Raw genomic sequence first — 21,592 nt, forward strand, 5'->3', positions numbered from 1 at the left:
CATTCAAACAGGACGTTAGGCCCGCAGGCGCGCGTTTTCCGGATCCCAGAGCGGTTCATCCTTCTGGACCACGGCCCGGTGCATTTGTCCGTAGATCTCCACCTCCAACTCGGTGCCGGGCGTGGCTAGATCACTGCGCACCATGCCCAGCGCGATCGAGGCTCCGACACGGTATCCCCAATCGCCCGAGGTGGTCTCGCCCACGATCTCGCCATCCTTCCAGATGCAGGACATGTAGGGCGCGTCCGCCTCACCCGCCTCGACAATCAGAGTGACAAACCGTTTGGCCGGGCCATCCTGCGCCTCTGCCGCCAGTACCGCCTTGCCGGGGAAATCATGCGGCTTGTTCAGTCGAATGAACCGGTCGAGGCCCCCTTCGATGACCGAATAATCGGTGGACAGGTCGCCCTTCCACGCGCGGTACCCCTTCTCGATCCGCAGGGAATTCAACGCGTACATGCCAAAGGGTTTCGCGCCTGCCTCCAGAACCGCCTCATAAAGCGCGGGAATATCATCTGGCGCGGCGTGGATTTCCCAGCCCAACTCCCCGGCAAAGGACACCCGCGCCAACCCGCAGTCGCGCCCGGAAACCCGCGCGCTCTGCACTGAAAGCCACGGCAGCGACAGATCCGCCTCGGTCCCGATGACGGTGAAGATCTCGCGCGCGGCGGGGCCAGTGACGATCAGGGTCGAGAAATCTTTCGTCCGGTCGCTGAGGGTGATCCATTCCGGCAGGTCATGGGCGAGCACATCGTAATCATGCCATTGCGCCGTGGCGGCGGTGATCAGCATATAGTGATCCTCGCCATGCCACATCACGCTCATCTCGGTCAGGATACGGCCGCGTGTATCGGTGAAATAGGCCAGCCCCATGCGCCCCGGTCCGGGCAGGCCGCCGGTGATCTTGCCGAGCAGCCAGTCGCGCGCGCCGGGACCCTTGACCTCGAACCGGGAAAATCCGGGCAGATCGAGCACACCACAATGATCGCGCACCGCCTCGCATTCCTCGCGGATGCGCGCCTCCCAGGGACCGGAACGGCCCCAGGTGCGTGTCGCCTCCTCGGAGGTGTCATCGTCGTCTTTCGCGAACCAGTTGGCACGCTCCCAGCCGTTATAGGCGCCCATCTGACCGCCCAGCGCCTTGACCCGCTCATGAACCGGCGACAGTTTCCGGTCGCGTCCGGCAGGCCATTCGTGGCGGGGGAAGTGCATGGCGTATTCGTGGCCGTAGACCTCCATGCCCTTGTCGACGCAGTACTGATGGTCGGTGTAATCGGTGTAGCGGCGCGGATCACAGGACCACATGTCCCATTCGGTCTGCCCATCGACAATCCATTCCGCCAGCACCTTGCCCGCGCCGCCGCCCTGCGCGATGCCAAAGGTAAAGACGCAGGCCTCAAAGGCGTTCTTCACGCCCGGCATGGGGCCAAGCAGCGGCAGCCCGTCGGGCGCATAGGGGATCGGCCCGTTGATTACGCGGGACACGCCCGAGGTCGCCAGCGCAGGCACCCGCTCCATGGCGTCGGTGACGATTTCCTCGATCCGGTCCAAATCGTCGTTCCACAGCTGAAAGGAGAAATCCTCGGGCATGGGGTCGGCCTCTGTCTCCCAATGGGCGCGGCAGTTCGGCTCGTAGGGTCCAAGGTTGAAACCATGTTTTTCCTGCCGCAGGTAGTAGGAAACATCCACATCGCGCAGGAGCGGCAGCTTCTTACCGGTCTCCTTGGTATGGGCCTCGATCTCGGGGATTTCCTCGGACAGAAGATACTGGTGGCTCATCACCATCATCGGCACGGTGCGCCCGCCGTAGGGTTTGAACCATTCCCCCACCCGCTGCGCGTAATAGCCGGCCGCATTCACCACGTAATCGCAAGCGATGTCGCCCTTGTCGGTGTGAACGATCCAGCCATCAGCGGTTTGCGTGACGCCTGTCGCCGGGCAGAAACGCAGGATCTTGGCGCCCAGATCACGCGCGCCCTTGGCCAGAGCCTGCGTCACCTGCGCCGGGTCGATGTCACCGTCATTGGGATCATACAGAGCGCCCGCCAGATCATGCGTTTCAAGAAAGGGATAGCGCGCCTTGGCCTCTTCCGGGGTCAGGATCTCCATGCCCATGCCTTGATAGCGGCCCATGGCGGCAGCACGCTCGAACTCCTGCATGCGTTCCTTGGTGTGCGCCAGACGGATTGATCCGGTCTGGTGATAGTTCATTGGATAATCGACCTCATCGCCCAGACGTGCGTACAGCTCGGTCGAGTAGCGCTGCATGTTCATGATCGACCAGGAGGTCGAAAAGGTCGGCACATTGCCTGCCGCGTGCCAGGTCGATCCCGCGGTCAGCTCATTCTTTTCCAGCAGCACGCAATCGCTCCAGCCGCGTTTGGCCAGATGATACAGGGACGAGCAGCCGACAACGCCGCCGCCAATGATGACCACGCGGGCCTTTGATGGAAAATCAGACATATCCGCTCCCTGTTGCTGCGGGTGTTATGGTTTCTGCGGCAGCCCGTCGGCGATCTCGTAGTAATCGCCCTTGCTGGCGCAAAAGATGTGCTTTTCGATCTTCAGCCCGCTGGGGTCCTCGACCGCGCCAAGGGCAAAGCTGATCGTGTCCTCGTCGTGGGCCTTCCAGAACAGAAAGGAGCCGCAGCGCGCGCAAAAGCCCCGTTCGGCGCCCGCGCTGGCCGCGTACCAGCTGACCGGACCGTGAAGGATCAACTCGGTTTCCGGCACATAGGCCGAGGCCCAGACACCGCCCGATTGCTTGCGGCACTGGCTGCAATGGCACATCGACGGTCCTTGCGGCGCGGCGGCGGTTTCAAAGCGGATATCACCGCACAGGCAGGCTCCCCGGATCATTGCACGCCCTCCAACTGCGGTGTGCTGCTGGCCCCCAGTAGCACGCCATAGACGATGAAGCAGACCGCCAGCAGGCGGCGGATCCAGACGTTGAACACCGCCTTCAGCGCCGCCTTGCCCATCAACACACCCAATAGGGTGAACCCCGTATAGCTGAGCGTCGTCAGCACCAGCGCCGTGGGCATGATCACCGACATCTGCTCCCAGATCGGCACACCGGGCTGCACGAACTGGGAAAAGGCGGCAAGGTATCCGGCAACGCTTTTGGGGTTGATCGTGGCGACCGCCAGCGCGTGCAGGTAAACATGGCGTGCAGGGCGTTCCACTGCGGGCGTAGGGCGCGTTGCGTTGATCCAACCACGCACGCCAAGAAAGATAAGGAAGCCCGCCCCGATCACCTTGGCCACGAAGAACCCGGTGGGCGAGGCCGCGATCAGCGCCGTCACCCCCAGTGCCGACAGGATCAGAAAGGCGCTGGCCTGCGTCAGGATCGCCAGCACCCCCAGCATTGCCTTGGGCAGGCCCAGCGTCATCCCGTTCGAAATGCAATTCACTGCATTGGGACCGGGCGTGGTGACAAAGACCACCCAGAACAGGGCAAACAGGGTCCAGGCTTCAAAACTCATAATGTGTCCTCTTCCTGCGCCGCCGTCACGTGCGCTACAAATGCCGTCACCAGATCAGGATCGTTTTCCGAGACGATCTCCCACCACATGGCCCTTGCCTCTTTTGGCACCTGATCCATGTGGATGCGCGCAACCGCGTTGAGCAGAGCGTCGGGGATCTTGTAGCCGGACTTCAGTTCAATCTTGCGCCGCGACTTGCTGCCCCACTCATAGGCGATCCGAAACTTCTCTTCGGCTCGGTCCATATCTCCCGCACGTAGGCTCGCCACCGCATATCCTATGAACAAGCGGGCATCACTCGGCTTTCTTGGCTGTCCAATTTTCCAGTGCACCGCCAACCCGTGTTCACTTAGCCAACACGCCTTGTCAGTGCGCTCCGGCGTTGTCAGCCCATTGACGCAAGAACTCGAAGCCAGTGTCGTAACCATTCCAAAGATCCAGAACACCAAAAATCCCGCAACCAGAATTGATATGAAGGCGCCTTTGCTCATCAATAAACGGGCGGGGCAATGACCCAGACCGCCACGGCGGGCGCGTCATATGGATTGGCCCATTGGTAGGGTTCGTGACGAATGCGGAAACTGTCGCCGGGACCGACGGTAAAGGCATGCCCGCCGATCACCAGATCCAGCTGCCCCGAAATCATGTAGCCAACCTCTTGCGTGGGGCGGTTGGCCGGGGTCTGCATGCGGGATTGCGGTGCAAAGGTAGAATGCACCATCTCAAAATCATCGGTCAGATCCGGCGACAGCAGCTCCTCGATCAGGCCTTCTTCGCCCGATCCCATCGGGCGGCGGGCACCTGCGCGCACCACGTAGCCCTGTTCGTCCGCAGGCACGTTGGAATGGGCGAACAGCATGGACATGGGCACGCCCAGACATTGCGCGATCTGGCGCAGATCGGAAATCGACGGTTCGGACAGGTCCCGCTCAACCTGGCTGAGCCAGCCCACCGACCGGTTCAGCCGCGCCGCGATATCGGACAGCGTTAGCCCGCGCGCCTTGCGCAGGGCGCGGATATCCGCGCCAAGGGTCGCTGTCTGCGGGGATAGATCACTCAATGTCGGTTCCGCTTCGTGAAAAAATAAACCTCTTTTTCACGCTGCCTCACATTGCGTGAAATTTCAAAGCATTTTTTCACGAAAGCCGCAGAAAGCCTGTCAGGCGGCAAAGACCTGTTTGAGGATGGTTCCCAGCTGATCCGCATCTTCCTGGGTGAAGGCATCGGGCTGGTCGCTGTCGATGTCGAAGACGCCGATTACCTCACCCGCCTTGTTCCAGACAGGCAGCACCAGTTCAGACCGGGTGGAGGAGGCACAGGCGATATGGCCGGGGAAGGCCTCGACATCCGGCACCAGTTGCACTTCGCCGCTGCGCGCCGCCGCGCCGCAGACGCCGCGCGAGAACGGGATCTGCAGACAGCCGTGTCCGCCCTGGTAGGGGCCGATTTTCAGCAGCTCGGGCGCCACCACGCGATAAAACCCGGTCCAGTCGAACCGGTCATCGCTGTGATGCACCTCGCAGGCGACGGTGGCCATCAGGGCGACCTCATCGGTTTCACCTTCGGTCAGGGCGGCGATGGTCTTTGCCAAAGTGGTGTAATCGAGGCTCATCTGGTCGGCTCCCGGGTCGGTCTGTTCTGGTGCTGCTGTATCCCGCGCGGGCGCAGCCGACGCAAGGCCCCCTTCACGCGGCGGTGTTCAACGCGCCCCGCAACCACTCTGCGGCATCGAATATGGCTTCATCCGCCTGCGGGATCACCTTGGTCAGGTTCAGGAAGCCGTGGATCTGCCCCGGATACTGCTTCACCGTGACGGGCACGCCTGCCTGCTCCAGCGCTGCCGCATAGGACAGGCCATCGTCCCACAGTGGATCATGCCCCGCCACCAGCACGAACCCCTGCGGCTGCCCGGCCAGATGGGTCGACATCAGCGGCGATATCTCGGGCGCCAGACGGTCCTGACCTTGGGGAATATACTGATCCATGTACCACTGCATCCGCGGCAGCGACAGCAGCGGGTGATCCTGCAAGGCCTGCACCGAGGCCGAGGTGAGCCGCGCATCCACAGCCGGATAGATCAAGAGCTGCGCCCGGGGCAGAGGTTTGCCCGCTTCCGACAGGCTGTGCATCAGGCTGGCCGTCAGATTCGCCCCCGCGCTGTCGCCCCCGACAGCAATGCCCGCCGGATCGATGCCAAGGTCCTCCGCCCGCTCCAGCAAGGCCAGATAGGAGGCCAGCACATCCTGCGCCGCCGCCGGAAAGGGATGCTCCGGTGCCAAACGGTAGCTGACTGAAACAACCCGCACTCCGGCCCGCACCGCCAGTTTCGCACACAGCGCATCATGGGTGTCGATACTGCCTTGTATCCAGCCGCCACCATGCAAATAGATCAGCGTCGGAAGGCTTTGCGCCTCATCGCAGTCGGCAGGGACATAGACACGCGCAGGCCGGGGACCATCGCCCCCCGGCAGGGTCATGTCGTTGCGCGTAACCGGCTCCCGGCATGGGGCATCGAATTTTTCCACGAAACCGGCCAGTTGCACCCGGCTATCCTCAACCGTCGGCTGGACTGCGGGATCGCGCACCAGACCAACCAGATCCGCAACCGCCTGCGCCTTGGGATCGGCCTGCCGCCCATCGACCACAGGCAAGGCCCCACCATAAAGCAGGCGCACCGCGCTCTCGGGCAGCAGCACCCGCAGCAAGGCCCAGATCAACTTCACTTTCTTCATTGGAAATCCCCCGCACTGAAATCACCTGCACCCCGCCAAAATTCACGGCGGAGACAGGGCTACTCTGCGGAGGAGAGGGCAACCGCGCAAGCCACGGCAGGCTGCAGGCACATAAAAGGGCAGAGAGGTCGCCCCCTCTGCCCTTCACTCACTGATCCGCGATCAGACCCGTTCGATAGCGATGGCGGTGCCTTCGCCGCCACCGATGCAGATCGCCGCAACACCGCGTTTCAGCCCGCGTTTCTCCAGCGCGTTCAGCAGCGTCACCATGATCCGCGCACCGGAGGCACCGATCGGGTGACCCAGCGCGCAGGCGCCGCCGTTCACATTCACCTTGTCGCGGGAAATGCCCATCTCGTGCATGAAGGCCATGGGCACGACCGCAAAAGCCTCGTTCACTTCCCACAGATCCACATCCTCGACCGACCAGCCGATCTGTTTCAGCAGTTTCTGGGCCGCCGGAACCGGTGCGGTGGTGAACCATCCTGGTGCCTGCGCGTGGCTGGCGTGGCCCATGATCCGCGCCCGCACCGTCAGCCCCTTGGCTTCTGCCGCCTCTTCCGAGGCCAGCACAAGCGCCGCCGCCCCGTCCGAAATCGACGAGGCATTCGCTGCGGTCACAGTGCCATCCTTGCGGAAGGCCGGTTTCAGGTTCGGAATCTTTTCCGGGCGGGCCGACTGGGGTTGCTCATCGGTGGTGATGACCTGCTCTCCGCTGCGGGTGTGCAGCGTGACCGAGGTGATCTCATCCGCAAAAGCACCGGTGCGTTCGGCGTCGAGCGCGTTCGACAACGAGGCCAGCGCGTATTGATCCTGCGCTTCGCGGGTGAACTGGAACTTCTCGGCGCAATCCTCGGCGAAGGTGCCCATCAGGCGCCCCTTGTCATAGGCATCCTCCAGACCGTCGAGGAACATGTGGTCAATGACCTGCCCGTGACCGATCCGCGCACCCCCGCGCATCTTGGGCAGCAGATAGGGCGCATTGCTCATGCTCTCCATACCGCCCGCGATCATCGTGTCGGTGTGGCCAAGAGCGATCTGATCAAAGGCAATCATCGCCGCCTTCATGCCCGATCCGCACATCTTGTTGAGCGTCGTGGCCGGGACCTCTTCGCCCAGACCGCCTGCAAAACCAGCTTGCCGCGCGGGCGCCTGCCCCTGCCCCGCGGGCAGAACGCAGCCCATCAGAACCTCATCGACGGTGTCGGTTCCGGCCCCGGCGAGCGCTGCCTTGATCGCGGCGCCACCCAGTTCGGCAGCAGTCACGCCATCGAAAACGCCCTGGAACCCACCCATGGGGGTGCGCGCCGCTCCGGCAATTACAACGTGTTTCATGAAATTTTCCTCCAATCGTCGAAATTATCAATACAGAATGCTAAGGTTTGAGGTCTAGAGTCAGTGTGAAGTACAGAGAGACCCTCGGGGAACAAACATGAGCTTATCCAGTACGGTAACGGACGGTGCGCAGATCGTCACAGTGAATGCGGAGCGGATCGACGCGGCAATCGCGATTCGGTTCAAGGAAGACATGCGCTCTGCCACCGAAAGCGGACCCGACCGCGTGATTCTGGACCTGTCCGAGGTCCAGTTCATCGATTCCAGCGGTCTTGGCGCCATTGTCGCAGCCATGAAACAGCTTGGCAGCGGTCGCCGCCTTGATCTGGCTGGCCCGACCCCGATGGTGGAAAAGGTTTTCCGCCTCACCCGGATGGACACGATTTTCGATCTATATGGCTCGCTGACCGAAGCGATGTCTGAACCCAAAGTCGGCACGTGATTCCGTATATGATCCTCCGCGCAAAGCGAGAAACGAATGGTTGAAACCTTTGCCTGCTCGTTCACGGCAACAGAGCTTGATGCCCGGTCCGGCATTACGCAGGTTGTGAAACGGCTGCGCGGACTGGGCATCCCCGAGTTGCGGGTCGATGAAGTCCAGATCGCGCTGGCCGAAGCCGTGAACAATGTGGTCGAGCACGCTTATGCGGGCAAGACCCCGGGAGACGTGCGGATCCGCTGTTCCCTGGAACCTGAGCGTCTGTGGATCAATATCACCGATGCCGGAGCCCCCTTCCCCGAAGGCGAACTGCCCGAAGGCAAGCCGGCAAATCTGGATGTGGCGCCGGAAGATCTCCCCGAAGGTGGCTTTGGCTGGTTTCTGATCCGGGAACTGACAAGCGACATCCACTATGAACGCAGCGCCGGCAACAACCAGCTGTCCTTGTGTTTCGAAATTCAGGTGACCCGGGCCTGATCCCCGTTACCTGCCCCCTGTTTTGATCTGGTACCGACCTGTCGCTGTACCAGCCGCAGAGCTTTTATTGCTCCAAACCCATGTTTTCTAAAGCGTCCTGCCAATAGCACGCCGAGTGCGCCGAAGGGGTGGCTCCGGACTTCGCCGCAATTGCGCCACATAATCACCCCTAAATCGCCTGAAAAATGTGCTTTCTGTTACATCAGAAGCTTTTGATAGCTGTCCCCGGCGCTACGTTCCACTGCCCCCATCGTGCATGTTGCGCCGGGGAACATCCTCTCCCCTTCCACTGCATGCATGGAAATCTCGGCCACGGTTTTGCACCGCTACCGGAAATGGCCGTCTTTTGTTACGCCGAACACGCGACAAGCATGGATGCCTTTCGCATTGCCTTCGGCGGCGAAGCCACTAGTGTTTCGCTGCTATTCAAGAGGGAGAGGCATATGCGCGATTTTCAACAACCCGGACGCTCTGCGGTCTTTGCACAGAACGGTATCTGCGCCACATCGCACCCCCTTGCGGCCGGCGCTGCCATCGACATTCTGAAACGCGGCGGCAACGCCATGGATGCGGCCATCGCCGGGGCGGTTCTGCTCGGCATTTGCGAGCCGCAGATGACCGGGATCGGCGGCGATTGCTTTGTGCTATATACGCGTCCTGGCAGCGATGAAATCCACGCGCTGAACGGGTCCGGCCGGGCACCTGCCGCCGCCAATGCCGCAGATCTGCGCGCCGAAGGGCTGAGCGCCGTGCCGCTGCGCAGCCCGCATGCGGTTACCGTGCCGGGCGCCATCGACGCCTTTTGCCACCTGTCGCAGACCGAAGGCAAACTGGGCCTTGATGCGATCCTGTCCCCCGCAATCCACTATGCCGAAACCGGCGTTCCGGTAGCGCCGCGTGTTGCCTTTGACTGGGCCAATGACGCGGACACCCTGCAAGGCGCGGCCCGCGACAGCTATCTGATCGGGGGCAAGGTCCCGACCGTTGGGCAGATCTTCCGCGCCCCGGGCCAGGCCGAAGTTCTGCGCCGGATCGCCAAGGACGGTCGCGATGCCTTTTACACCGGTGAAATCGCCGAAGACATGGTTGCCGCGCTCAACGCGCTTGGCGGCGTGCACACGGTTGATGATTTCGCCGCTACCGCCTGCATGTCGGTGACGCCGGTTTCCGGCGATTACAAAGGCACCGATCTGGTCGAGCATCCGCCGAACGGTCAGGGCGCGACCGCCATCCTGATGCTGAATATCCTGAAACATTTCGACATCGCGGGCATGGACCCCTTTGGCGCCGAACGCGCCCATATCGAGGCCGAAGCCGCCAAGCTGGCCTATGATGCCCGCAACCGCTTCATCGCCGATGCCGATCATACCACCCGGCTGGACCACATGCTGGCGCCCGAAACCGCGGCCAAACTGGCCGCACTGATCGATCCGAAACGCGCCATGGCCGCCGCCGCCCCGCTGAGCGAGGCCGTGCACAAGGATACGATCTATATCACCGTGGTCGATAAGGACCGCATGGCCGTGTCGCTGATCTACTCGATCTTCCATGGCTTTGGCTCGGGCATCGCCTCAGACAAATTCGGCATCCTGCTGCAGAACCGGGGCGCCGGTTTCACCCTGGAAGAAGGCCACGCCAACGAATTGGGCGGTGGCAAACGGCCGATGCATACGATCATCCCCGGCATGCTGCGCCAGAACGGGCGTGTGACGATGCCTTTCGGTGTGATGGGCGGTGCCTATCAGCCCAATGGCCACGCGCGTTTCGTCTCCAACCTTACTGATTTCGGCATGGAGCCGCAGGCCGCCATGGACGCACCGCGTAGCTTCTCGGACGCAGGTGTCATGAAGGTCGAGCGTGGCTATTCCGACAAGGTGCGTCAGGAGCTGACCGAGATGGGCCACAAGGTGGAGATCCCCGAAACGGCGATTGGCGGCTCGCAGGGCATCCGCATCCACGATGGCGATCTGCTGGAAGGCGCCAGCGACCCGCGCAAGGATGGCTGCGCGCTCGGCTACTGATCCGGCCTCACCGGTGCTTCGCTGCAGCAAAGGCGCAGCGGGGCACCGGACGCGATCCGGTGGCTAGTTCAGCTGGTATTGCAGGGAATAGGCCGCGCCGTCGAATTTGCCGAACATTTCCGAAAGATCCGGATGGCTGATCGGTTCGCCGGAATAATCGGCAACCAGATTCTGCTCGGACACATAGGCCACGTAATAGGTCTGATCGTTTTCGGCCAGCAGATGATAGAAGGGTTGATCCTTCACCGGCCTGCTTTCTTCGGGAATGGATTCGTACCATTCCTCGGTATTTGCAAAGGCTGGATCGACGTCAAACACCACCCCGCGGAAGGGATGCTTCCGGTGGCGGACGACCTGGCCCAGGTTATATTTTGCGCGCGTTCTCAACATGGTCTTGCTGCCCCCGTCTTTTGTTACTAACGCGGATGCGCGGCAGATGTCCAACTCTTGAGGCAAATTTTCGAGGAAACAGACTGTGAACCTTGCTCTGACAGTGCTTGAAATCGTGGCCCCCGTCTTCCTGCTTGCCGGGGTCGGGTTCGCTTGGGTGCGGCTTGGATTTGAGTATCGGATTCAATTTGTTACCCGTCTGGCCATGACGCTGGCGGTGCCCTGCCTGATCTTCACAGCGCTGATGAAAACCGAGCTGGACAAGGCCGCGATCGGTTGGTTCGTGCTGGCTGCCCTTGCCGGGCATGCGCTGCTGGCATTGGCAGGCGCAGCACTGGTGCGCGTGATGCAGCTGGAGCGGCGCAGCTATCTGGCGCCCTTCATTTTCGGCAATACTGGCAACCTTGGCATTCCGCTGTCGCTCTTTGCCTTTGGCGAGGCGGGCCTTGGCTATGCGGTGGCGATGCTCGCGGTTTCTGCGGTGCTGTCCTTCACCTTTGGCATCTATCTGGTCGCCGGTGAAGGTGGCGGCAGCAAGGCGCTGCGTGAACCGATGGTCTGGGCCACGCTGCTGGGCGCGCTCTTTCTGTGGCAGGGCTGGCAGACGCCGCAATTCCTCACCAATGCGCTGGATCTGATCGGGCAAATGGCAATTCCACTGATGCTGATCACCCTTGGCGTTGCGGTGGCGCGGCTGACACCGGGCAAGACCGGCCTTGCCGTGTTGCTGTCGCTGATCAAGGTCACGCTCAGTGCAGCCATCGGCTGGGGGCTGGGGCTGGCATTCGGGCTCGATTACACGGCATTCGGCGTTCTGGTGCTGCAGCTGGCAACGCCCGTGGCGGTGACTTCTTACCTGCTGGCCGAAAAATTCGAAGCCGATGCGCAGGCGGTTGCTGGCATGGTGGTGGTTTCCACGCTAATGTCCGTTGCAGCTCTGCCTCTCCTGCTGTCCCTGCTTCTGGAAATGTGATTTCATCCACAGGCGCAATTCGCTAGACTGCCGCCAAAATAAAAAAGGCAGAGGCAATGAGCAGAATCATCGTCGCCCTGATCCTCCTGTTGGCGGTTGCCTCCTGTGGGGGTGGGTACAAGTCCCCGCCGCGCAATCTTGATAATGCCTGCAGCATTATCAAACAGCGGCCTGAATACCTGAAAGCCTTCCGCGCGACCGAACGGCGCTGGGGTGTTCCGGTGCACGTGCAGATGGCCACAATCTATCACGAGAGCCGTTTTGACGGCGATGCCCGCACGCCGCACAACTATCTTCTGGGCGTCATCCCGATGGGCCGCCAGTCGAGCGCCTATGGCTACAGCCAAGCCCTGGACGGCACCTGGGACGATTACCGGCGCGACACAGGACGCCGTCGGGCCAAGCGCGACCGGATCAAGGATGCCGCGGATTTCATGGGCTGGTACATGAACAAGAGCCGCGAAAAGAACGGCATCGCGCTTTATGATGCGCGCAATCAGTATCTCGCCTATCACGAAGGGCACAGCGGCTATGCCCGCGGCAGCTATCGTGCGAAATCCTGGCTGATGCGGGTGGCGAGCAAGGTGGAATCTCGCTCCTTGATGTATCAGGCGCAGCTGGCCACCTGCCGTAAGTTCCGCTGATCCCCCCGGGCACGTGCCACAACGAATTGGTTCCCTTCCGGGCTGCCCCAGGGAAACGCTTAGGGGGTACTCCCGCCAGTCTCGAACCCTTCTGCGAAGGGCCCTCCCCCGTTGGGCCCGGCACCGCCTGACGGCGGTGCGACCCGCGCCACGGGCGCCAGTGTTCCACGGAATGTTCAGATATCACCGAGCGCGCCACGCCCTGGCGTGGCGCCCGGCCCAACACCGCCAAGGGGTTCGGGCAAAGCCCGGGCACCCGTGGGGGCGGGATCATTCAGCTGTATGATTGACGGCCTACCGACAGACAAGGTCAGGCTCAACAGTAGTCAGCGGGATCCGCTGCCTGCGCCCGTGGTGAAGAGGAAGGAGGATAGCTTGCCCCCGGTTTCCAGGGCGCCCAGAACCACCGTCGTGCGGCCCCCGGCGCTGTCATGCACAACCCATTTGCGCAATTCGACCGGGTCATCGGTGAACATCAGCTCCAGCCCGCCGTATTCGGGGTTCTCCGGGTCCTGCGCCTGCAGGATCGTTGTCGTTCCGTCGAACTGGTGGCCCACAACCATATCGGCTTGCCCCAGATCCACAGTTTTGGCCAGGATGATCGACAGCGGCGTACGCTTCAGCGGATAAGTCTCCGGCGGCTGGTTCGATTTCGGATCGTGGATCACCACCGACCCGGCCCCAGCCACCACCGTGGCGCCATTTTCGCCATCATATTCGAACCGCATCCGGCCCGGCCGATGGATATACAGCTTGCCAGTGGACAGCGTGCCATCATCGTTGATCTGGGTAAAACTGGCCTCGGCCGTGGTCAGGGCGTTCAGGTAAGCCGACAGTTCCGACAGGCTCAGCTTCTCTGCCGCCCAGGCAGCAGGGGCACACAGGATCAGCGCCGCGACAAGTGCAATCTGTTTCATGACCCTTAGATAAGCCCTGACTGTGGAAAAGGAAGAGCCACCCGCCGCTGCGGGAGACCCTGCGCACCCATCCGCCGATCTACTGTTCGGGGACCAGGATTTCCCGTTTGCCGACATGGTTCGCCGGAGACACCAGCCCTTCGTCCTCCATCTGCTCAACCAGACGCGCGGCCTTGTTATAGCCGATCGCCAGTTTGCGCTGGATGTAAGAGGTAGAGCACTTGCGGTCCTTGATCACGATCTGCACGGCGGAGTCATACAGCGCATCCTCGCCCGTGGTATTGCCGCCGGTGGACAGCCCCAGAACCGCGTCGATGTCGTCGGCCTTCTCGTCATCCGGGCCATCCAGAACCGTGCCCACATAGGCAGGCGGGCCGAATTGCTTCAGATGGGTGACGACTTCCTCGACCTCTTCATCCGACACGAAGGGACCGTGGCAGCGGGTGATCTTGGCCCCGCCCGCCATGTAAAGCATGTCCCCCATCCCCAGCAGCTGCTCGGCGCCCATTTCGCCAAGGATGGTGCGGCTGTCGATCTTACCTGTCACCTGGAAGGAAATCCGGGTGGGGAAGTTCGCCTTGATGGTACCGGTGATCACATCGACCGAGGGACGCTGAGTGGCCATGATCAGGTGAATACCCGAAGCCCTCGCCATCTGCGCCAGACGCTGAATACAGGCTTCGATTTCCTTGCCCGCCACCATCATCAGGTCGGCCATCTCGTCGACGATCACAACGATATAGGGCAGTGCCTCGGGTGCGAACTCTTCAGTCTCGAACACTGGCTCGCCCGTGTCATCGTCAAACCCGGTCTGCACCGTGCGGGAGAACATCTCGCCCTTGGCAAGCGCCTCTTTCACGCGACCATTGTAGCCTGCGATATTGCGCACGCCCATCTTGGACATCTTGCGATAGCGGTCTTCCATCTCGCCCACGACCCATTTCAGGGCGACGACCGCCTTTTTCGGATCGGTCACAACAGGCGACAGAAGATGCGGAATGCCATCATAGACAGAGAGTTCCAACATCTTGGGGTCGATCATGATCAGGCGGCATTCATCCGGTGTCAGCTTGTACAGCAGCGACAGGATCATGGTGTTGATCGCCACCGATTTACCGGACCCGGTGGTACCCGCGATCAATAGGTGCGGCATCTTCGAAAGGTCCGCCACCATGGCGTCGCCACCGATATCCTTGCCCAGCGCCAGCGGCAGGTTCTGGGTGCCATCGCCATAATCGCGGCTCGACAGGATTTCGCGGAAGCTGACCATTTCCCGTTTTTCATTGGGCAGTTCGATGCCGATCACCGAGCGGCCCGGCACGGTCGAAACACGCGCCGACAGGGCCGACATGGAGCGGGCGATATCATCCGCCAGACCGATCACCCGACTGGCCTTCAGGCCCGGCGCTGGTTCCAGTTCGTACATGGTGACGACGGGGCCGGGACGGACCGAGACGATCTCCCCCTTGACGCCATAGTCATCGAGCACCGATTCCAGCATCCGCGCGTTCTCTTCCAGCGCCTCATCGCTCAGATGATGACGCTCGACCGCCGCAGGATTGGCCAACAGCGACAGCGGCGGCAGGTCGAAATCACTAGAATCGTTCTCTTCAAAGGCCAGCCGCGGCTGGGCTTCCGCCTTGGCGCGGGTCGACGGCTCCGGCGCGCGGCGCTGGGGCTGCTCCACAACCACCTTGCGCGGCTCTGCCACCGGGATGGTCAGGCCCTCGGCGGGTTGCTCCGCCCGAGCCGTGATCGCGGGCTCAGCGGTTTCAGCAGGCGCGTAGGTCGGCAACTCCTCGGCTGGGACCCGATCGGGCTCCAGATCGGCGCCATATCCGGTGTCTGCTGCAGGCGCCCCAACGGTCGGCGCGGGCGGAACCTGCGACAGCCCGGGGGCGGCAGGCGCCTCGGCACTGAATTCTGCCGGAGCAGCAGGGGCATGCGCTGCGGTCAGTGGTGGTTCGGGCGGCAGCCCCGCATGGGGCGCGGGATCGGGATTGAAGACCAGCGGCTCAGGGCGGCGACCGCGCCCCTTGGTCAGGGGCAGGTTCGGATCGGGTTCCGGCGGCTGCCCAGCAGCGCGACGCACACGCACGGCATTTGCGATCTTCTGCGAAATCCGGTCATCACCCGGCAGATCCTCATCACTGATCTGCGGTGCGCTCTCGACCAACTCGGGCTGCGGCATCGGCGCATTAGCCAAATCGGGATCAGCGCGGCGGATCAGATTGGGCACCCGAGAGAACAATCCGGTTTTTGTCGGTGCGGCAGGCGCTGCGACCTCGATCGGCGGAGGCGCAGTCACATCGGTTTCGAACATCTGAGGCTCTTCCTCCTCCTGTACGAACCAGGCCGTATCATCCTCGGCGGCCCTTGCCTGTTCTGCGGCGGCAGCGCGTTTTTCACGATAGGACAGCGCCGCCTGGACACCGCTGGAGGCGCCACGACCCAGAAGGCTGGCAAGCGTGCCATAGGCCAGGATAAGACCGACCAGCAGGAACCGTCCGGCCCGCTGCAGTTCCGCACGCGAAAAGCCGCAGACAAACGTGCCAAGCGCCAGCATGCCAATGGCCATCAGCAGCGACATCAGCTTGACCGCGAAATGCGAACTGATCGGCACCAGCGTCAGAAGCGCCCCCATCACGGTATCGCCAAACAGACCTCCAAGGCCAAAACTATGAGTGGCGCGCCATTCTGCGCCCGGCACCAGCGTCGCTGCATAGACCGAGCCCACGGCGATCAGAACCGGTGCAAAGACAATCCGCCCGATGACCCGCTCGGCGCCCTGATGCAGCAGGAAGCGAACACCCCAGGCCAGCAGCGTCACCGCGAGGGCCACGCCGCCCCAACCGACAACCATGAACAGCGGCGCCGCCACAGAAGCCCCCGTCCGGCCCATCCAGTTCTGAACCGGCGCATCGGTGGAGACCATCCAGTTGGGATCATCCGGCGTATAAGAGCCGATCATCGCGGCGGCCATCAGGCCCAGCCCCAGAAGAGCGATCCCGATCAGTTCCTTACCGCGCTTTTCGATGGCTGCCTGCATGTTGCTGTCAAGCAACGGATCGCGGCTGCGGGTTTGAAATGCCATGCCTACCTCGGTTCCATTTTTCGGCGCCTGCCCCGCTTGTGCCGCGGGATCCTGGCATCCGGTGGTCTATTGATTTTGGCCGCGCGCCCCCAGCCGGGGCCGCGTGGCAGTCGTATCAGTACAGACAACTGCGCAGGGTGGTCAGCGCAGTCTGTGTTGCCTCCGCCGGGGCGACCAGCGCCACGCGGATATATCCTTCGCCCGGGTTCTGCCCCGGCGCGCCTTGCGCCAGATAGGCGCCTGGCAGCACCCGCACGCCCGTCTCTTTCCAGAGCTTCAGCGCTGCCGCCTCGCCGCCGTCCTTGACCGGCAGCCACAGGAAGAACCCCGCTTCGGGGGACATGTAGCCATCCAGACCGTCAAACACCTGATCGGCGATCTGGTATTTCTCCTGATAGAGCGCACGGTTTTCCTCTACGTGCGCCTCATCGGCCCAGACACGCGCTGCCGCAGCCTGCAACGGGCCGGGCATCGGTGCGCCGCTATAGGCGCGCAGCTGCTTGATGCGGGCAATGCATTCGGGGCCGCCCGCGATCAGACCGGCACGCAGCCCGGGCAGATTCGAACGTTTCGACAGGGAGTTGAACAGCACCACACGTTCGGGATCGGCGCCCAGCTCCTGCGCCACAGTCAGCGCACCCACGGGCGGGCTGTCGCGATAGATTTCGGAGTAGCATTCGTCGGCGAAAATGCGGAAATCATGCTTTTCCGCCAGCCGGATCAGATCGGCCCAGTAGTCGCGCGTGGCCACTGCGCCCTGCGGGTTGGCAGGCGAGCAGATATAGGCCACCGCTGTACGGTCCAGCACCTCGGTCGGCAGGCTGGCGTAATCGGGCAGATGATCGGTTTCGGCCGTGGCAGGCACAAACACCGGCTCGGCCCCGACGGAAATCGTCGCCACCATGTAAACCTGATAAAACGGATTCGGGATCAGCACCGCTGGACGGGCGCCGTTCTTGGTTTCCGGACACAGGGCCATCGCCGCATTGTAGAGCCCTTCGCGGGTGCCGTTGAGCGCCATCACCTGCCGGTCCGCATCCATCTTCACGCCATAGCGGCGCGCGATCCAGTCAGACATTGCGCCGCGCAGTTCCTCGGAGCCTTCGTTTGGCGGGTAGTTGTTAAACCCGGCCGCGTTCTCCGCGATCACATCCGTGACCCAGGCGGGAAAGGTGTGTTTCGGCTCACCAATGGTCATATGCACCACATCCCCGCCGGGCGTATGGTGGTCAAGCAGCGCTCGCAGACGCGGAAACGCATAGGGCGGCAGGTTCGAAAACCGCTCTGGGAAGTTCATCACAATTGCCTCAGTTTCGGGATCATTCGTGCCCCGTTTGCAGATAAGGTACAGAGCGTGGGCGCCTGCGTCCAGCGGCATAGGGCACCCACGGTCCAGTTGTGCTTTTGCAACAACGTGCAGCAGCTTTCAGATCAGCACAGCGCCGCCTCGACGCTGGCCCCGATCCGCAACAGTGCCTCTTCGCAATCCGGTTGCCCCAATAGCTGCAAGCCGCAGCTGGGTTTACTCGTGGGCAAGGACAGCGCGCAAAGCCCCATCAGGTTGCCGATCCGGGTATTGCGCAGGGTCAGAAGATTGGCCCGGACGTAATAGTCATGATCGCTTTGCAGTTGTGCCATGTTCGGCGGCAGAATCGGGCAGGAGGGCGTCAGAACCGCGTCAAAGCCCGCCACCGCCTGATCCCAGACCATCCGGCATTGTTCCAGCTTGGCCCAGGCCGCCACATAATCGGGACCACTGTGCTGACCGCCAGCACGGAACCGCTCCAGGATTTCGGCAAACATCAGATCCGGGCTCGCCTCGATCACATCCTTCCACAGACCATAAGCCTCTGTGGTATAAAGAATTCCGCTCAGATCCATGGCGTCCTGCAGCTCCGGCACCTCCAGCGGTACGATCTCAGCGCCGGCCGCCTTCAGCTTGCCCAGACACTCCACATGGGCAGCGGCAACCTCAGGCTCCAGATCATCGCGCGCCACGGTGCGCAGATCGGCAAAGCGGCGCCCCTGCAGCGACGGTGGGTTGCGCAGGTCCGGCCCCCCCGTGCCCTCCAGCAGCCCCAGCATCAGGCCCGCATCTTCGACCGAACGCGCCAGCGGACCGACAGTGTCGAACTTCAGGCACAGTGGCACCACGCCCTCTAGGCTGATCCGACCTGCCGTGGTCTTAAGCCCCACAAGGTTGTTCCAGGCCGAAGGGATGCGCACCGAACCGCCGGTGTCCGAGCCAATACCGCAGGCCGCCAGCCCAAAGGCCACCGAAGCCGCCGCGCCAGAGGACGATCCCCCCGGCGCCGCGCCCTCATCATTGACGCAGGGCGGGGTTTCCTTAACCGGGTTCAGCCCCAGCCCGGAGAAGGCCAGCTCGCTCATGTGGGTTTTGCCCAGGCAGACGGTGCCCATGGCGGTGGCATTGGCCAGAACCCGTGCGTCCTGATCCGGCACCCGGCCTTTGAGCAGGTCCGATCCCGCCTCGGTACCGGTTCCGGCACTGTCGAACAGGTCTTTCCAGCTGATCGGCACCCCATCCAGCGGCGAGCGCCGCAAATCCATCCGCGCCCGCTCGGCCGCGGCTTCCGCTTCGGCCAGGGCGCGCTCATGCGTAACCACGGTATAGATCCGGTCGCGCAGCGGATGCGCGTCAATGGCCTCCAGATAGCATTTGGTCAGCGCAACAGGATCGATCTCCCCTGCCCCAATGCCGCGCCCCAGATCCGCAGCCGTCATCTTCAGCCAGTCCTGCATCCGCAAAGTCTCCCGTCGCGTGTTCCATATGTTTTGCCGGGGACGGTAACGGCAGCAGCGCTGAGGGACAATCCCGCGCACCTGCAAGACCGGACAATGCGATGGACATTCCGAATGCAAGGCGCATATTGCAGGGCATGAAGAACAGCTCCGATATCCTGATTGTCGGCGGCGGGCTGAACGGCCCTGCCCTGGCCCTGGCGCTGGCCCAGACTGGCCACAGCGTCACCGTCATTGATGCGCTGCCCAAGGTCGCCCTGAAGGACGAAGGCTTCGACGGGCGCGGCTATGCGCTGGCGCTGGCCTCCAAACGTCTGCTCGACCGGATCGGCGTTTGGCAACACGTCGCGGACAAAGCGCAGCCGATGCTGGAGATCAAGGCCTCCGACGGACACGCCGGAGAGGGGCCCGCGCCGTTCTTCATCCATTTCGACCATACCGAGATCGAAGACGGGCCGATGGGCTATATGGTCGAGGACCGTTTTCTACGCCGCGCCTTTCAGCAAGCGATGGAGGACGCGCCCCGGATCACCACGGTGAATGGCCGCCGCGTGGTGGCGCAGGCACCGGATCAGAGCGGCGTCACCCTGACGCTGGATGATGGCGCCGAGCTGCGCGGTCGCATGCTGGTCGGCTCGGACGGACGCAAAAGCGGCACCGCCGCCCGCGCCGGGATCAAACGCACCGGCTGGGACTACGGCCAGACCGCGCTGGTCTGCGCCATCGACCATGAAAAACCCCACCACGGCATCGCGCATCAGTTCTTCATGCCAGCGGGGCCGCTGGCCATCCTGCCCCTGCCCGGCAACCGCTCCTCCATCGTCTGGAGTGAAAAGACAGAGACCGCTGAAGCCATTCAGGGCCTGAACGACGCCGATTACATCGCCGCACTGAAACCCCGGTTTGGCGATTTCCTGGGTGAGATTTCGCTGGCAGGTAAACGCTTTACCTATCCGCTGAACCTGACGCTCGCCAACAGTTTTATCGGGGACCGCATGGCGCTGATCGGCGATGCGGCCCACGGCATGCATCCAATTGCTGGTCAGGGTCTCAACGCCGGGCTGCGCGATGTCGGCGCCCTCGCCGAGGTGCTGACCGAGGCCACCCGGCGCGGCGAGGATATCGGATCATCGCTGGTGCTGGACCGCTATCAGCAGTGGCGCCGCTTTGACACCGCAACGCTGGCGCTGGCGACGGATACCTTCAACAAGCTGTTCTCGAACGACAACCCGCTGCTGCGGCTTGGTCGCGATATCGGCATGGGTCTGGCAGGCACCGTCCCGGGCCTGCGCCGCGGCTTCATGCGCGAAGCCGCCGGGCTGACCGGCGATCTGCCGCGACTGTTGCAGGGCAAACCCATCTGATCAGGACGCAACCGCGCCGCCCGTTAGTGCGGCGCCGGGCCCAAGTCCCAACCTCTTGCTTGGGCGCAGCCAAAGGACAGGCCGGACGCGGGAGTATCCCGGCTTCGCCTCACTCCAGCGGGCGGGCCTCGTCCACCAGCATCACCGGGATCCCATTGCGGATCGGGAAGGCCAGATTGGCAGGTTTGGAAATCAGCTCCTGCGCAGCGGCGTCGTATTCCAGAACTGCATTGGTCACCGGGCAGACCAGCGCCTCCAGCATGCGACGGTCAAAGGCGGGCGCGGCGGTGTGTTCTTCACTCATTGCAGGGGGTCCTCACTTGAACCGCTTCGCAAAGCGAATTCGATCAGGGTGACAAGGGTTTCGCGCCTTGTGGCAAGGCAGGGCGCCTCTAGCAAGGCCTGTTTGTCCTCGGGGTCGAAATCCAGCAGCATCGACAGGGAATTGATCAACAGCTCGTCATCGGCCTCCTGCAACGATTCCCAATCCGTCGACAGGCCGCGTGCCGCGAAAAAGCGTTCCAACAGCTCCAGCAGGTCCCCCCGTTCGAACCCGCAATCCGGTTCGCTCCGGCCCAGATCACCCTCAAAGCCGCTCCAATTCACCTCGCAGCGACGGTAGGGCGTGAAGCCATCGCATTCTTGCACCACCCGGAACCGGGATATCCCGGAGAGGGTGATCAGATAGCGCCCGTCATCGGTTTCGGAAAATTGCGATATGCGCCCGGCACAGCCGATGGCATGCAGCCCCTCGGCATCACCGCTGCGCAGCGGACAGGGCTGTACCATCCCGATCAGCCGCGTGCGCGTCTTCAGCGTGTCTTCCAGCATCTGAAGATAACGCGGTTCGAAGATATGAAGGGGCAGCTTTGACCGGGGCAGCAATAGCGCCCCGGGCAAGGGAAACACGGGAATCGTGTCAGGCAGATCTGCAGGCTTAAACATAGCCTTCAGTTTA

At 62.6% G+C, this 21,592-nt stretch carries 21 protein-coding genes; 6 read left to right on the forward strand and 15 right to left on the reverse strand.

Annotated elements, in window-relative coordinates:
• Positions 1–15: 15 nt before the first annotated feature.
• The 8 genes from SM764_RS08720 to SM764_RS08755 all read right to left on the reverse strand — a co-directional run bounded on the left by SM764_RS08720 (position 16) and on the right by SM764_RS08755 (position 7,552).
• Positions 16–2,463: a GcvT family protein gene (locus SM764_RS08720; RefSeq protein ID WP_369001540.1), complete on the reverse strand. Its 2,448-nt coding sequence runs from the start codon at positions 2,461–2,463 to the stop codon at positions 16–18.
• A gap of 24 nt (positions 2,464–2,487) precedes the next feature.
• Positions 2,488–2,859, reverse strand: a complete 372-nt coding sequence (locus tag SM764_RS08725; protein WP_369001541.1) for a GFA family protein — start codon at positions 2,857–2,859, stop codon at positions 2,488–2,490.
• A complete protein-coding gene (locus SM764_RS08730; protein WP_065271844.1) occupies positions 2,856–3,485 on the reverse strand; it encodes a LysE family translocator in 630 nt (209 codons plus the stop codon). Before SM764_RS08730 ends, SM764_RS08725 begins: the two co-directional genes overlap by 4 nt.
• Complete coding sequence (locus tag SM764_RS08735) at positions 3,482–3,913, reverse strand: hypothetical protein (RefSeq protein ID WP_369001542.1); 432 nt, start codon at positions 3,911–3,913, stop codon at positions 3,482–3,484. The genes SM764_RS08730 and SM764_RS08735 overlap by 4 nt, the downstream gene beginning before the upstream one ends.
• 62 nt (positions 3,914–3,975) lie before the next feature.
• Positions 3,976–4,545 (reverse strand): helix-turn-helix domain-containing protein, encoded by a 570-nt coding sequence (locus SM764_RS08740; RefSeq protein WP_065271846.1) that lies wholly within the window; start codon positions 4,543–4,545, stop codon positions 3,976–3,978.
• A 99-nt stretch (positions 4,546–4,644) separates the two neighbouring features.
• Positions 4,645–5,097 (reverse strand): GAF domain-containing protein, encoded by a 453-nt coding sequence (locus SM764_RS08745; RefSeq protein ID WP_065271847.1) that lies wholly within the window; start codon positions 5,095–5,097, stop codon positions 4,645–4,647.
• Positions 5,098–5,170: 73 nt separating this feature from the next.
• Complete coding sequence (locus tag SM764_RS08750; RefSeq protein ID WP_369001543.1) at positions 5,171–6,217, reverse strand: alpha/beta hydrolase; 1,047 nt, start codon at positions 6,215–6,217, stop codon at positions 5,171–5,173.
• A gap of 162 nt (positions 6,218–6,379) precedes the next feature.
• The gene (locus SM764_RS08755) at positions 6,380–7,552 is read right to left on the reverse strand and encodes a thiolase family protein (RefSeq protein WP_274833079.1); all 1,173 of its coding nucleotides are present in this window, start codon (positions 7,550–7,552) and stop codon (positions 6,380–6,382) included.
• 97 nt (positions 7,553–7,649) lie between these two features.
• Here SM764_RS08755 and SM764_RS08760 point away from each other — a divergent pair, with 97 nt between their 5' ends.
• From SM764_RS08760 to SM764_RS08770, 3 genes are all read left to right on the forward strand, one after another.
• Positions 7,650–7,994, forward strand: coding sequence for an STAS domain-containing protein (locus tag SM764_RS08760; protein WP_065271849.1), 345 nt, complete (start codon positions 7,650–7,652; stop codon positions 7,992–7,994).
• Between the two features lie 36 nt (positions 7,995–8,030).
• The gene (locus SM764_RS08765; RefSeq protein WP_065271850.1) at positions 8,031–8,468 is read left to right on the forward strand and encodes an ATP-binding protein; all 438 of its coding nucleotides are present in this window, start codon (positions 8,031–8,033) and stop codon (positions 8,466–8,468) included.
• 443 nt (positions 8,469–8,911) lie between these two features.
• On the forward strand, positions 8,912–10,489 hold the full coding sequence (locus SM764_RS08770; protein ID WP_065273627.1) for a gamma-glutamyltransferase family protein: 1,578 nt from the start codon (positions 8,912–8,914) through the stop codon (positions 10,487–10,489).
• 63 nt (positions 10,490–10,552) lie between these two features.
• On the opposite strand, the gene hspQ is transcribed toward SM764_RS08770, so the two are convergent.
• A complete protein-coding gene (gene hspQ / locus SM764_RS08775) occupies positions 10,553–10,879 on the reverse strand; it encodes a heat shock protein HspQ (protein WP_065271851.1) in 327 nt (108 codons plus the stop codon).
• An 85-nt stretch (positions 10,880–10,964) separates the two neighbouring features.
• Here hspQ and SM764_RS08780 point away from each other — a divergent pair, with 85 nt between their 5' ends.
• Entirely contained in the window at positions 10,965–11,852 is an 888-nt protein-coding gene (locus SM764_RS08780; protein WP_368947600.1) for an AEC family transporter, read from the forward strand.
• Between the two features lie 56 nt (positions 11,853–11,908).
• Complete coding sequence (locus SM764_RS08785) at positions 11,909–12,496, forward strand: transglycosylase SLT domain-containing protein (RefSeq protein WP_065271853.1); 588 nt, start codon at positions 11,909–11,911, stop codon at positions 12,494–12,496.
• Positions 12,497–12,822: 326 nt separating this feature from the next.
• Here the strand turns inward: SM764_RS08785 and SM764_RS08790 are convergent, their stop codons facing one another.
• The 4 genes from SM764_RS08790 to SM764_RS08805 all read right to left on the reverse strand — a co-directional run bounded on the left by SM764_RS08790 (position 12,823) and on the right by SM764_RS08805 (position 19,270).
• Entirely contained in the window at positions 12,823–13,413 is a 591-nt protein-coding gene (locus SM764_RS08790; protein ID WP_274833083.1) for a LolA family protein, read from the reverse strand.
• Between the two features lie 79 nt (positions 13,414–13,492).
• Positions 13,493–16,507: a DNA translocase FtsK 4TM domain-containing protein gene (locus SM764_RS08795; RefSeq protein ID WP_369001545.1), complete on the reverse strand. Its 3,015-nt coding sequence runs from the start codon at positions 16,505–16,507 to the stop codon at positions 13,493–13,495.
• A gap of 115 nt (positions 16,508–16,622) precedes the next feature.
• Positions 16,623–17,804, reverse strand: coding sequence for an aminotransferase class I/II-fold pyridoxal phosphate-dependent enzyme (locus SM764_RS08800; protein ID WP_369001547.1), 1,182 nt, complete (start codon positions 17,802–17,804; stop codon positions 16,623–16,625).
• A gap of 134 nt (positions 17,805–17,938) precedes the next feature.
• Positions 17,939–19,270, reverse strand: coding sequence for an amidase (locus tag SM764_RS08805; RefSeq protein ID WP_274833086.1), 1,332 nt, complete (start codon positions 19,268–19,270; stop codon positions 17,939–17,941).
• Positions 19,271–19,407: 137 nt separating this feature from the next.
• Here SM764_RS08805 and SM764_RS08810 point away from each other — a divergent pair, with 137 nt between their 5' ends.
• Entirely contained in the window at positions 19,408–20,634 is a 1,227-nt protein-coding gene (locus SM764_RS08810) for a UbiH/UbiF/VisC/COQ6 family ubiquinone biosynthesis hydroxylase (RefSeq protein ID WP_369001665.1), read from the forward strand.
• Positions 20,635–20,743: 109 nt separating this feature from the next.
• Here SM764_RS08810 and SM764_RS08815 read toward each other — a convergent pair whose 3' ends face one another.
• Together SM764_RS08815 and SM764_RS08820 are read right to left on the reverse strand one after the other, a co-directional pair.
• The gene (locus SM764_RS08815) at positions 20,744–20,938 is read right to left on the reverse strand and encodes a Trm112 family protein (RefSeq protein WP_065271858.1); all 195 of its coding nucleotides are present in this window, start codon (positions 20,936–20,938) and stop codon (positions 20,744–20,746) included.
• Entirely contained in the window at positions 20,935–21,579 is a 645-nt protein-coding gene (locus SM764_RS08820; protein WP_065271859.1) for an LON peptidase substrate-binding domain-containing protein, read from the reverse strand. Before SM764_RS08820 ends, SM764_RS08815 begins: the two co-directional genes overlap by 4 nt.
• Between the last annotated feature and the right edge of the window lie 13 nt (positions 21,580–21,592).

The sequence above is a fragment of the Pseudophaeobacter sp. 1A16562 genome (genome assembly GCF_041008785.1).
GTDB lineage: Bacteria > Pseudomonadota > Alphaproteobacteria > Rhodobacterales > Rhodobacteraceae > Phycobacter > Phycobacter gallaeciensis_A.